7 protein-coding genes are annotated in these 13,547 nt (G+C 60.6%); 6 read left to right on the top strand and 1 reads right to left on the bottom strand.

Going from position 1 to position 13,547, the window contains the following annotated elements:
* Positions 1–309: 309 nt before the first annotated feature.
* A complete protein-coding gene (locus tag VNM72_15665) occupies positions 310–5,610 on the top strand; it encodes an FG-GAP-like repeat-containing protein (GenBank protein HXF06830.1) in 5,301 nt (1,766 codons plus the stop codon).
* 997 nt (positions 5,611–6,607) lie between these two features.
* Here VNM72_15665 and VNM72_15660 read toward each other — a convergent pair.
* Entirely contained in the window at positions 6,608–7,771 is a 1,164-nt protein-coding gene (locus tag VNM72_15660; protein HXF06829.1) for an acyl-CoA dehydrogenase family protein, read from the bottom strand.
* 319 nt (positions 7,772–8,090) lie between these two features.
* Between VNM72_15660 and VNM72_15655 the strand changes: the two genes are divergently transcribed.
* The 5 genes from VNM72_15655 to rimO all read left to right on the top strand — a co-directional run.
* Positions 8,091–8,783, top strand: coding sequence for a GntR family transcriptional regulator (locus VNM72_15655; GenBank protein HXF06828.1), 693 nt, complete (start codon positions 8,091–8,093; stop codon positions 8,781–8,783).
* Between the two features lie 396 nt (positions 8,784–9,179).
* Positions 9,180–9,896 (top strand): SprT-like domain-containing protein, encoded by a 717-nt coding sequence (locus tag VNM72_15650; GenBank protein HXF06827.1) that lies wholly within the window; start codon positions 9,180–9,182, stop codon positions 9,894–9,896.
* A 10-nt stretch (positions 9,897–9,906) separates the two neighbouring features.
* Positions 9,907–11,022: a glycine oxidase ThiO gene (thiO, locus tag VNM72_15645; GenBank protein HXF06826.1), complete on the top strand. Its 1,116-nt coding sequence runs from the start codon at positions 9,907–9,909 to the stop codon at positions 11,020–11,022.
* A 23-nt stretch (positions 11,023–11,045) separates the two neighbouring features.
* The gene (gene truD, locus VNM72_15640) at positions 11,046–12,290 is read left to right on the top strand and encodes a tRNA pseudouridine(13) synthase TruD (protein ID HXF06825.1); all 1,245 of its coding nucleotides are present in this window, start codon (positions 11,046–11,048) and stop codon (positions 12,288–12,290) included.
* Positions 12,291–12,435: 145 nt separating this feature from the next.
* A partial coding sequence (rimO, locus tag VNM72_15635) for a 30S ribosomal protein S12 methylthiotransferase RimO (GenBank protein ID HXF06824.1) occupies positions 12,436–13,547 on the top strand: 1,112 nt, incomplete at its 3' end.

Genomic DNA, 13,547 nt, shown 5'->3' with positions numbered 1-13,547 from the left:
AGATATACCACCATCCCCTGAAGGTCCACTCCCCGTTCCGCCTTCACCGCCATGGCCTTCAGGGGATGCCCTTTCCCGAAAGATCGTCGCTCCCCTGCCGGCCCTAAATCCCGATGGATGGGATCATCTGTTTTCACCGGGTAGTTGGGTCTCAGTCGTCCCGTCAGAAGTCGCCTTTGCTGGGCACTTTCGGATGTTCGCTATTCTCATCGGCGAAAACATTGCTTGACAACGGCTTGATTCATCTTTACAATCTGGCCGACTTTCCTGCAGAAGACTGAAGACTAAAACGGTAATGGAGAGGTGATCATGAAAAGCCGGGCGAGAGGACATCGCATCCCTGTTTTCGCCTTCCTCATGCTGTGCAGTTTCCCGATGGTGAAAGCTGATCGGGTGATGACTTCTCCTCAGGAAAAGGAATTCTCACCGACGATTGGTTTGCGGGCGAGCGGCCGCGGGGCCCCGCAGATCACGTTACAGGATGGCATCGAAGCCGCCACCGAGCGAGGAGATCGTGGAGAACGAGACGGCGGGTATTCGCCCCTCACGCCCACGGTCCTCGCTCAGGGAGACATCAACGGGGATGGCCTTGTGGATCTGGTCATCGGCTTCACTCAAGCGGGCGGTGGGGAACTGGCCGTTCGCTTGGGACGCGGTCAGGGTGAGTTTCTGGCTCCTCTGAGAGTTCGCCTGAGCGGAGAGACGCCCTCAGCGCTGGTCGTTGAGGATGTCACCGGAGACGGTTTCGATGATGTCGTTGTCGGCTACAGCGATGCGACGATCCTGACCCTCTACGCGGGCAGCGAAAGTGGCAGTCTGCTATTGAAAAACACGGTGGATCTGGGATTGGCGGTGACCGGACTCGCCTGGGCCGATTTCACACGCGATGGGGTGAAGGATTTACTTGCAGCGACGGATTCGCCGTTGCTGGCTCTTCTGCCGGGAGTGGGGGGAGGCCGATGGGGTCAGGCCCAGTTCATCTCCCTGGCGCTTGATGCTAGTTCGATGAGACTCGGTGGCGTTCGTGCTGAGGATGTGGACCGGGATGGCGTGCGGGATGCCGTCGTGATCTATCGCGGTCCTTCCAGTGGAGTGGCCCTTCTCTATGGTCGGTCGGCGGGCGGTCTGACTCCGCCGTGGTATATTCCAACAGCGGCGCCACTGGATGATCTGACCCTGGCCGATATCAATGGAGATGGCTGGCTCGATCTCATCGCCACCGAACGCGGAATGGGGCAATTGAGCGTTTGGATGGGGCGCGCCGGACGGCAGTTCTCCGGTCCAACCTCCCTGGCGGCGGGCGTCGAACCCGGTCCGCTGACCAGAGCTAATTTCAACGGCGATGGACTGCCCGACCTCGCCGTCGTTGACGTGCGGAGGAATCAGGTCCTTCTCTTTCTGGCCACGGGCAGCGGGTCGTTCCAGTCACCCGTCAGTCTTGACGTGCAGGGTCAGCCGGTCGCTCTCACTGCCGGACGATTTAACACGGACGGGCTGGATGATCTGGCGGTGGCGAAGATCGGTGGAGCCAGTCTCGTCGTCTCACTCACTGCTCCTCCCACCATCGTCGTAAACACCGCCGCCGATGGAATCGCTCAGGACGGTAAGGTGACTCTCCGCGAAGCCATTCTGGCAGCTAACGGCAATCCGCCCAATTCGGATGTCCCCTCGGGTCGGGGCAGTGGCGCCCCGGATGTGATCGGCTTTGACATCCCGGATGCGGAAAAGACGGGCGATCGTTTTGTCCTACGACTCAATTCGGCGCTCGGCCCCCTGCCCGCCCTCACCGATGGGGGAACGACCATTGATGGAACGACGCAACGAGGGTTCTCGACGACGCCGATCGTTGTGCTGGAGGGTTCTCAGATCGGCGCTGCCGACGGCGTGACGATTACCTCCAGCCTCAATGTCGTGCGTGGCCTCATCATCACCGGGTTCGGTGGAAACGGGGTGAAGATCAGCGGCACCGATGCGCCGGTCACGGGCAACATCGTCGCGGGCTGCATCATAGGTTTTGATCCGGCGGCACCGCGTCTGCCCGGCAATGGACTGGCCGGGATCGCACTCTCCGGTCGCGCCGTGGAAAACACTCTCATCGGAGGGCCCGCCACCGCCGATCGCAATCTGATCGCCGGCAACGGAAGTAACGGGATTGACATCGGCGCGGGCGTGCGTCAGACGCAGATCATAAATAACCTCATCGGCGCCATCGTCGCCGGTCGCCGATTGGGTAATGGCGGCGATGGAATCGCCGTCAGTGGAGCCGAGAATACGATCATCGGCGGAACGGGCGAAGGAGCCGGAAACCTCATCATCGCCAACGGACGAAACGGAATCTCGGTTGAGCAGAGCGCCGGCACGCGCATTCAACGGAATCGCATCGGCCTGAGTCTTCGAGAGGATGAGCGCGGAGGCAACAACGGGGACGGAATTCTGCTCGTCAATGCCCGAAACAGTGTCATCGGGGGACCGGATCGGGCGGCGCGGAACATCATCTCCGGCAATGGCGGCAATGGCATCACGCTCATTCGGAGCGCACTCATTCGTATCGAGGGCAATCTCATCGGCACCGATGCCGAGGGGCGCGCGGCGGTGGGCAATAGCGGCGTGGGAATCCTTCTCGATGACGGCTCGCAAAATAACACCATTGGCGGAGAAGACGAGGGAGCAGGCAATGTGATTTCCGGTAACGGCTCGGCGGGTGTGCTCATCAGCCGGGACGGACAGGGAAATCTCATTGTCGGCAACATCATCGGCCTCGATGCCGGGGGACGCGCGGCTCTTGGCAATGGCGGCGATGGCGTGACCATTAGCGGAGGCAGCAATAATCAGATCGGAAGCAGCAGTCGCGCCGGTCGCAACGTCATCAGCGGCAACGCCGGCGACGGCGTCAAGATTTTGAATTCGAGCAGCAATCGCCTCACCTTCAACATCATCGGTCTGGATGCCACGGGCGCGGAGGCGCGACCTAACGGCGGTAACGGCGTGCTCATTCTCAGCGCCGAGGGGCATGCCGGCCAAAATCTCGTCCAGGATAACACCATCGCGCACAATCGCGGCGCCGGCGTGAAGATCCTCACTTCGAGTTCCGGCAACCAGGTGTCGCGCAACTCGATCTTCGCTAACGAGGGTCTGGGCATTGATCGTGGCGGCACGGAGGTGCTGCCCCGGATCACCGCCGTGACGAACAACGGAGGCGGGAGCGTTACCGTCAGCGGCATCTTCCCGGCCACGGCTCCTGAAGGCGCGACCATTGAAGCCTTCCTCGCAGATCCCGACCCGAGTGGACGAGGCGAGGGACGCACCTTCCTCGGCAGCACGAAAGCAGATGCGCGGGGCCGCTTCGCCCTGACCGTCCTCGGCCGGTCTGACGGAGACTGGATCACGGTCACGGCCACCGATTTCCGCGGCGATACGTCGGAGTTTTCCGAGAACTTCGTCGTGGATCTCGTCGCGCCGACGGTTACGGTCGTTCTGCCCAACGGCGGCGAAGCGATCCGTTCGGGGACGACGTTCTGCATCACTTGGACCGCCTCCGACAACGTCGGCGTGGTCGCCTCGGACATCCTGCTCTCCACCGATGGCGGAGCGACGTTTAATCAGATCGGCACCACGTCCGGGCCAACGGAACGATTCTGCTGGGATGTTCCTCGCGATCTCCTCACCAGCCGGGCCCGGATTCGCGTCGTCGTGCGAGATGCCGCCAACAATGTAGGTCAGGATGACAGCGACGGCGATTTCACCATTGATCCCAACGCGCCGGTGGTGACCGTCCTCATCCCCAACGGCGGTGAGATCGTGCCCGGCAGCTCGCGATTTCGTATCCTCTGGTCGGCGCTCGGCACGATCACGGCGTGCGATGTTTTGCTCTCGACCGACGGAGGCGCAACTTATACCCTGCTTGCCGGGAATCTGCCGGGAACGCAATCGTCGTATCTCTGGGCGCCCGGCACGATCTCGACCCGACAGGGACGCATTCGCGTCGCCTGCACCGATACGCAGAACCGGCGCGCGGTTGACGACAGCGATGCCGATTTCACCGTTGATTCAACGCCGCCTCAGGTGACCGTTCTCACGCCCGATGGCGGAGAGGTCATTCGCGCCGGATCGCGGTTCCGCATCCAGTGGCGGTCCTCGGACGATCTCCAGGTCGCATCGCATGATCTGCTGCTGTCAACCGACGGCCTCCGGAGCTTCGGTCCCTTGCCCGATGCCGCCGGTCAGAGGACGACCGGGCTTCCGGGAGATCAACAATTCTTCGATTGGGAAGTTCCTTTTGAGCTGCAAACGACCGAGGGGCGCATCTGCGTCCGGGCCCGCGATATTGCCGGGAACGAACTTCAGGACTGCAACGATTCGAACTTCACCATCGTTCAGGTTCCGCCGAGCGTGCGCGTCCTCAGCCCCAACGGCGGCGAAGTTCTCACTGGCGGCAGCCGATTCACCATCCGCTGGACGACTTCGGAACGGATCGTCGAGCAGGAAATTCTCCTCTCGCTCGACGGAGGCGCCTCCTTCCCCATCACGATTGCGTCGGGAGTGAGCGGATCAACGCAGACATTCGACTGGGTGGTCCCCACGACTCTTTCAACGCGGCATGGTCGCATCCGGGTGATCGCTCAGAATGCCGCCGGTCGTATCGCGAGCGATGACAGCGACGGTGATTTCATCATTGACTCCCGTCCGCCCGCGGTGCGTGTGGTCTCGCCCAACGGGCGCGAGGTCTTCCGGGGAGGCGATGTCTTCTCCATCCTCTGGCGGGCATCGGATGACGTGCAGCTTGTGCGCCAGACGGTGCAAATCTCTATTGACGGCGGAGCGACGTTCAGCGACATCGTGACGCTCGACGGCAACGATCCGCAGCGCTTCGACTGGAAAGTGCCGCTCACGCTCTTCACCTTGCGGGGGCGCGTGCGCGTCATCGTCGAAGACGTGGCGGGCAACGTCGTCTCGGACGACAGCGATGCCGACTTCTGGACGATCCCGTTTGAGAACGAGCCGCCGTTCATTCGCGTCACCAGTCCCAACGGAGGCGAAATCGTCTGCGCGGGCCGACCTTTCACCATCCAATGGCAGTCCACGGATAACACGGCCGTGCAGTGGGCCGACATCTTGCTCTCGCTCGACGGCGGTGCGAGCTTCACCCCCATTGTCGAGCGCCTGCCCGGAACAACCCAATCGTTCGAGTGGGATGTCCCGGCGGGCCTCTCCTCGACCCGAGCCGTGATCCTCGTTCGCGTGCGCGATTACGCCGGAAATGTCGCCAGCGATGTGAGCGATCGCGTCTTCGCCATTGACGGACAAAATCCGATCGTGACCTCAGTGACCATCGGACCGGGGAACGCTTTCCTCGCCCGTCAATCGGTGACCATTGCCTGGGAAGCGGCGGATGATGTCGGCATTACATCTCAGACCATCGAGTTCTCCGCCGACGGCGGCACGACCTGGACGACGCTGGCCGATGTCGCAGCCACCGCTCGATCCTTCGTCTGGACCATTCCGGCGGGAACAAGCACGACCAATGGGCGCGTGCGCGTCACCGCCCGCGATTCCTGCGGTCGTACAGGTCAAGGCGTGAGCGGCCGGTTCACCGTGATCAGCTCGTTCTAGCCAACAATCACCACAGGGTCACACGGATTCGCGGGGGTGGATCCGTGTGACCCTTCCCTGGCCATCTTTAAGGGAATCGCCCCTGAACCTTCGCACACCGAGAACGAGCAAGATGACCTCCCTTCCCGTTGTTCACGTGTCTGGGCGGCTATTTTTCGGAGGGCAAGCAATCAAGTGTGGAAACGGCGGCAGAGCAATGAATGACTCCACGATGAACCGTGGTGGATGCGGAGGCACGAGCCCGCCTCACCCCCCGGCCAGTGGAGAACGGGCCAGGGGGAGAGGTTCGGTCGTAACCGCGATCTCACATAGGGCTGCCCAGAACAGAGGACCGCGGACAGGATCGAAACTCTCGGCCGATGTCAGGCCACTCCTGTTCGATACCGTCGGAGACCCCAACATCATGTAGCCTAATGGGAATCTGACCGCGACATCATGTGCTTTTCGATCCGCACCGGCCCCTCTGTCGCTCCTCTGGAGTCCCTGGCATGGCGTGTAACGCGCTGAAGATGTGGAGCTTTGCTACCGAATCCTCATCCGCGCCGGGGGCACAAATTCCCGGTGCGGATCTGTGCATGATTTCCCGCATAAGTTGCCCGGATGAGGACTATCTCTGGCAAAATCATGGGGTTCACTGAGGATCCACCCCCTGAGTCTTCGACCGTGACTCGCACTCAAAGAAATTTCTGGACTTAGTTAGCCTCGGTTTTGTGGTAGAAGAGGCGGCGTGCGACGGGCTCTTTACCAGTGATCGGCGAAAACGCTCCGCCAGTTGTTTGACAGCTCAATACTTATCCAGGTGACGGTAGGCCAATGGGACTCGATTTAAAGAGGTGAACCCTTGGGGTAGGCGGCTCGCAGGCATCGGTGGGGAAGACGTGACCGGTCGAAGGCCCGTCCGGCACAGAGGGTCCTTGTCGTGACGTGCGGTTCGGATTTCTCCCGGGTGGAGAAAGCCCGTGTGACCAGGGAACGAAGGTTTACGCTCGACCGGTCGTCATTCTCTTTTGACGTATCCCGCTTCCCGAAGGAGTTCGCGGGCAATGATGAGGCGTTGAATTTCGCTTGTGCCTTCGCCGATGGTCAGGAGCCTGGCGTCCCGCCAGAATTTTTCCACCGGATAGTCACGGATGTAGCCGTAGCCGCCGAGAATTTGAATGGCCTGTTCACAGACGCGCACGGCCATTTCGCTGGCGAAGAGTTTGGCCATGGCAGCCTCTTTGGTGATGCGCTGACCCTGCGCCTTGAGCGCAGCGGCGCGATAGGTGAGCAACCGCGCGGCTTCGATCTCGGTGGCCATGTCGGCCAGTTTGAACTGAATCGCCTGAAACTCGGCAATCGGTCGGCCAAAAGCGTACCGATCCTGGACGTAGGCGACGGCGGCGTCGTAGGCTCCCTGAGCGGCTCCGACGGCCAGCGCTGCAATCGTAATGCGCCCGGCATCGAGCACCTGAAGGGCATCGAGGAAACCGTGATTCACCGCGCCGAGGAGATTTTCCTCAGGGACGAGGCAGTCTTCGAGGATGACTTGCGACGTATCGCTGGCCCTCATCCCGAGCTTCTTCTCCTTTCGTCCGGGGCGCAGTCCCGCCGTGCCCTTCTCAATGATGAAGGCGGAGATGCCTTTCTTTCCGGCGCTCCGATCGGTGGCCGCCAGAATCACGTAAATGTCGGCGTAGCTTCCATGCGTGGTGAAATTCTTGGCTCCGTTGAGAACCCAGACGTTGCCTTTCTTCACGGCGGTCGTGCGCATGTGAGAGGCATCGCTGCCGCTTGTGGCTTCGGTCAGTCCCCATGCCCCTAATTTCTCGCCCCGGGCAAGCGGCGTCAAATAACGCCGTTTCTGCTCTTCGCTACCGGCGAGAAAGATGTGATTGGCGCACAGCCCCGTATGGGCGGCGACCAGCAACGCGATGGCCGGATCAACGCGGGCCAGCTCTTCGATGGCAATCGCATAGTCGGTCGGGTCCATCGCTGCGCCGCCGTACTCTTCGGGGAAGATAGCACCCAGAAGTCCCATCGCGCCGAGCTTGGGGATCAGCTCGTGGGGAAAACGTTCCTCTTCATCCCACTGGCGGCAGAAGGGAGCGATCTCGGCCTGAGCAAATTCGCGGACGGCCTGTCGAACACCGACCTGCTGCTCGATCACGAGGACATCCACGGCGTCACCTCCAGTAATAAATTGTCCTTAGAGCGAAATAAGGCACAATTATATCGCTTCCCGTCGCTCCGGTACAGCGAATCACGGTTTCGATCCGAATTCCCTCACTCGCCTCCCTCGTTCATGAGCACCCGGTGGGATTTTCCGCTTCCTCGGAGACTCTGATATACTTCCGCCGTGCATTTATGAAGATGTGGCAGCTCGATGAGCGAGGATAATGCCAGAAGAATCAAACCGTGTGCTGGATCATGAGCGCGAGGGGGTACGGGAAACTGGCGGTTTGAGCCAGCACCGAAATGAACGAGCACACGAGGGAAGAATGCCGAACGAAACGAAGACTCCGTTGATTCGACGAACCTCGTTGACCCTGGAAGTGGCCGATCGGCTGCGGGAGAAGATTCTTCGCGGCGAGTTGAAAGAGGGCGAGCAATTGCGTCAGGATGCCATCGCGGCGGAGTTTCAGGTGAGTCGCATTCCCGTGCGCGAGGCGTTGCGCCAACTGGAAGCCGAGGGATTGGTCACCATTGTCGTTCATCGCGGAGCGGTCGTCTCGGCCTTGTCGCCGGATGAAATTGAGGAGCTTTTTGAAATTCGCGCCGTGCTCGAATGCGCCATCTTACGTCAGGCCATCCCCCGGCTGACGCCTGAGGATTTCCGCCGGGCCGAGGACATTCTCGCCCAGTATGAGCGAGCGGTGGCCGATGAATCCGATAGCGGGAGTTGGGGAGAGCTGCACTGGAACTTCCACTCCCTTCTCTATGCGGCTGCCGGGCGGCCCCGGTTCATGTCCCTCATTCAAACGATCAACCGGAATGCAGACCGATATATTCGGCTGCATATTCGCTTCTTCCGTCAAATTCACGCTCAATCCAAGGATGAACATCGGCTGCTTTTGGAATACTGCCGCGCAAAAGATGTGCAGGCGGCTATGGAACTGCTAGAGCGGCACATTCTCCGTGCCGGGAGCGAACTGAAGGAGTTCATCCAGCATCATCGAGAACGTGGGCGGTAGCGAAAACTAACCCCGATGTCGGTGAAATCCGGCGCTCAAACGGGAAGGGCGCTTACTCGTCGTCGGGGGAGAGGCGACCGTTTCTCCGACGCTGAAGCGGATTCAAGCGATGGCGTGATGGGGTGGAGATGCATCGCGCCTCCGTTCTCCCGGATCATCGGGGTATTTTTGATCGCCCGGGAAGCCGAAAACCCGATCGCCGTCTCATGCAGGAACTTCGTCTGGCGGAGTCTCGAAGCGAGAAAGCTCGAGGCGAGAGATCATGCCGCGCGTTGAGTCTTTTCTCCGCTGCACGCGAACGCGTGAGAGTGGACGATGGTTGCCGAATCCTCGTGTTGACGAATGACAACCGCTTTCGTTAATATCAGGCGTACGTGATAGGGAGTGAAAGGTGTTGTGGCTGTTTCATTGAACGAGGTCAAAAACTATTTCGCTGAAGCTCTCCGCGATATCACCCATCGGCGCACGGTGCCGGAGATCGAGGTGGGATTTTATCCTTTCGCCGGATTGAACAGCTACATTCGCATTCGTCAGGGGCGCGTCCTGGTCAAATTGTCCGACATGCTGGAGGACGCGCCGCGGTCTGTCCACGAGGCGCTGGCCCATATTCTCGTCGCCAAGCTCTTCCGCAAGGTGGTCAATCGGCAGTATCAGGAGATTTATCGGGCCTATGCCCGGCGAGCGGATGTGATGCGCCGGCTGGAGCAGATCTCCCGGTGCCGGGGAAGGAAAAAAATCGTCGGTCCGCGCGGTCGCCACCGTGATCTGAACGAGGCGTTTGAGCAGCTCAATCGGCGCTATTTCAGCGGACGACTGAAAAAGCCCACACTCACCTGGAGCCTCCGTCGCAGCCGAACCGTTCTGGGGTATTTTGATCATACGCACAACACGCTGGTCATCAGCCGGCTCCTGGATGATCCGCGCATCCCCGATTTCGTGTTCGAGTACGTGCTCTATCACGAGATGCTTCATCTCGTTCACCCGCCCCGGACCATTCGTGGCAAGCGATACTTTCACACGAGCGAGTTTCAACAGGACGAGAAAAAATTTCCGCGCTATGCCGAGGCGTACAACTGGATCAAGAGGATCGCCGGGCAACGGGCGGTGCGCTAGTTGTTAGGGGATGCCGACAGCCGACGTCATCATTATCGGGGGAGGAATCATCGGGTGCTCGATTGCCTATCGGCTGGCCCGCGAGGGGCTTTCGGTCACCGTTGTGGATCGGGATCAGCCGGGGCAGGAAGCCTCGCGGGCGGCGGCCGGATTACTCGCTCCTCAATCGGAGATCGCCCATGAGCCGAGCGGCCCGTTCTTTGAGCTGTGTTATCGCAGCCGTCAGCTCTATCCCGATTTCGTCGCGGATGTGGAAGAAGCGTCCGGGCTGACGGTGGAGTATCGAACGGAAGGGTCGCTCTTTCTCGCCTACGACTTCGCGGAAGGGCAGATTCTCAGTGCCGCTCTGGAGAAGCAGATAGGGGCCGGATTGGCCGTCGAGGATCTGACGGCGGATGAGCTTCGGGCGCGCGAACCGGCTCTGTCGGAGAACATCCCGATGGCTCTCTATATCCCCGGCGATCATCAGGTGAACAATCAGCGATTGATGCGGGCGCTTCTGATCGCGGCCGAGCAGCGGGGCGTCAGATTTCTCAGCGGCACGCCGGTCATCGGTTTGCTCCGTGAGGGGGATCGCGTCGTGGGCGTGCGGACGAATCGGGAGACGTTATCGGCGGCCGTCGTCATCAATTGTGCCGGCGCCTGGGCTTCGACCGTTGACCCGATCTTCGCCCAGACGTTCTCCGTCACCCCGATTCGCGGCCAGATCGTCGTCCTGGAGGCATCGCCCCCTCTTTTCCGTCACGTGATTTATTCGGCGGAATGTTACGTGGCTCCCCGCCGCGACGGACGAATGCTCATCGGCAGCACGATGGAGATGGTGGGATTCGACAAGAGCGTGACGGCGGAGGCCGTCGTTGGGCTCCTCCGGGCGGTCGAGAAGATGTCGCCCCGCATCGCCCGGTGCCGGTTTGTCACCGCGTGGGCGGGGTTGCGCCCTGACACGCCCGATCACTGGCCGATCCTCGGAGCGATGCCTCTGCGGGGAGCGCTCGTGGCCACCGGCCATTTTCGTAACGGGATTTTACTGGCACCGATTACGGCGCAAATTCTCAGCGAGCTGGTTCTCACCGGAAGTTCCTCGCTCGATCTCACACCCTTCAGTCCGCTGCGCTTCTCGTCGTGAGAGCGGTTTCCCTGCACCCGTCCATGGAGAGAAGACGCAAACCGACCATCAGCTTCAAAGTCAAAGTTCGCCCCGAAGATTTCCACGTCGTCGAAGTGGCTGATCTGGTCCCCGAGGGTGGAGGCGAGTATCGCCTCTATCGCTTGACCAAATCGGGATGGAATACGACCGATCTTCTGCTGCGATTGGCCAAACGCTTCGGACTGCGGTATCAGGCGATCTCCTACGGGGGTAAAAAAGATCGTCACGCCCTGACCGAGCAATACATCACCATTCGCGATCGGCGCGATTTCTCGCTGCAAGAGGAGAACTATCGGCTCGAATCCCTCGGTTTCGTCACGCAACCGATGACGCCCGAACGCATCCGGGGAAATCGGTTCCTCATCACGCTGCGGGCGATAAGGGAGCCCGAAGTCCTCTTTCTCAAACGCAATCTCCACGCGATTCGAGCGCGAGGAGTGCCGAATTATTTCGATGATCAGCGATTTGGATCCTACGACAAGAAGCGAGGGTTCATCGCTGAGAAGTTGCTCAAGGATCAGTGGGAGGAGGGACTCAAAATCTACCTGACGCTGGAATATCCCGAGCAAACCCGGGCGACCCGCAAACGCAAGCAATTCTTCCGCGACCACTGGTGGCAATGGGAGCTGTGTCGGGAGCACGCCCGAACCGTCACCGAGCAGATGATCTTCGATTACCTCGTCCGGCGCGGCGGTAATTACGTTGGGGCCATGAATCTGGTGCCGCGTGAGGAGCTGTCGTTGATTCTGGCGGCCTATCAGTCCTATCTCTGGAATGAGATGGTGGCGGAGATGATCACCCATCTGGCTTCGCGGACGCTGTCGGTGCCGGGAGTGGCCAATAGCTACGTCTTTTACATCGAACTGCCGGAGGATGCCTTCGACTACTTGCGCGCGCTGCGACTGCCCACGCCGGGACCGAAGGTCTCGTTCCCCGATCCCTATACCGAGCACATCTTCACCACGACGCTTCAGCGCGTGGGAGTGCCCCCGTCGGCCTTCGCGCTGAAGAAGCTGTATCGGGCCTATTTCAGCTCGTTCCCGCGGGACGTGCTGGTGATGCCCGAGGGCTTGGAGCTGCTCGATGTCGCTCCCGATGATCTCTATCCGGGACGGGTGAAGGCGACGGTCCGCTTTTTCCTCCCTCGTGGGTCGTATGGAACGATGGTGCTCAAACGGCTCACGCTGAAAGTGAAGTACGGTGCTGCGGATCGGATGGCGTCGGCTCCGGGAAACCCGTCGCCCTGAGGTCGTCCCGGGCCGGGGTGGCGGCAATTCCCCCGTAAGAGAGGAGTGCGGCGAGGAGAGCGTCCCCGGCCTCTTCTCTCGGGGAATTTGCCCGCGGCCCTCTTTCCTTTACAATGGAAGCGGCGTCATTTACCATGCTCAGCCCATGAGTCAGGTCGGTTCAAAGGCAAAGATCGGTTTTGTCAGTCTCGGCTGTCCGAAGAATCTCGTTGACAGCGAGGTGATGATGGGACTGGTGGCCCGTGAAGGATTCACTCTGACATCGGACGCCGCCGACGCCGACATCATCGTCGTCAACACCTGCGCCTTCATTGATCCGGCTAAAGAGGAGTCAGTGGAGACGATTCTGGAGATGGCCGAACTGAAGAAAACGGGCCGATGCCGACGATTGATCGTCACCGGGTGTTTGGTCGAGCGGTATCGGGACGAGCTGCGGACGGAGGTCCCGGAGATTGATGCTATGCTCGGCACGCAGGAGATCGAGCGGATCGTCCGGTTGTGTCGGGACGACGATGCATCGGTGGAGGAGCAGTCGGCATCAGCGCCGTATCTCTACGACCACACCCGTCCCCGGGTCCTGGCGACGCCGCCCTATCTGGCTTACGTCAAGATCGCCGAAGGGTGCGATCACGTTTGTTCGTTCTGTGTCATTCCCCGACTGCGAGGACCGTTTCGGAGTCGCCGCCTCGATTCCCTGGTGAGCGAAGCCGAAGAGCTGGCCGCCCGAGGAGTGAAGGAGATCGTCCTCGTCGGCCAGGACACGACGCACTACGGAGCTGATCTCGGTCTGGTGGATGGACTGGCGACATTGCTCCGACGGCTCGCTCGCATTCCCGACCTGCGGTGGATTCGCTTCCTCTACGGCTATCCGCATCACGTCACGGATGCTTTGATTGATGCCGTCGCCGAGGAGGAAAAAGTCTGCGCCTATTTCGATATTCCTTTCCAGCATGTGAGCGCATCTGTGCTTCAGCGGATGCGTCGGGGAGGATCGCGGGCCTCGCTGGAACGGCTGGTGAGCAGGATTCGCTCGCGCATTCCCCGGGCGGCGCTGCGAACGACCTTCATCGTCGGCTATCCCGGCGAGACCGATGCAGACTTCGCCGAGCTGCTCGATTTTTGTCGCGCGATGGAGTTCGACCATGTTGGCGTCTTCGTCTATTCGGATGAGGAAGGGACGGCTGCGTTCGAGGAAGAGGGGAAAGTTCCCGCCTCGGTCGCGCACCGGCGTGCTCGGCGGTTGTTGCGGGAGCAAGC

This window comes from Blastocatellia bacterium, assembly GCA_035573895.1.
Classification (GTDB): Bacteria; Acidobacteriota; Blastocatellia; order HR10; family HR10; genus DATLZR01.
This window is presented reverse-complemented; position numbering and strand designations above follow the sequence as displayed.

Bases quoted from the DNA above. Each gene is read 5' to 3' on its own strand.
- truD (HXF06825.1), top strand. From the start codon at position 11,046: ATGGAGAGAAGACGCAAACCGACCATCAGCTTCAAAGTCAAAGTTCGC.
- VNM72_15665 (HXF06830.1), top strand. From the start codon at position 310: ATGAAAAGCCGGGCGAGAGGACATCGCATCCCTGTTTTCGCCTTCCTC.
- thiO (HXF06826.1), top strand. From the start codon at position 9,907: ATGCCGACAGCCGACGTCATCATTATCGGGGGAGGAATCATCGGGTGC.
- VNM72_15655 (HXF06828.1), top strand. From the start codon at position 8,091: ATGCCGAACGAAACGAAGACTCCGTTGATTCGACGAACCTCGTTGACC.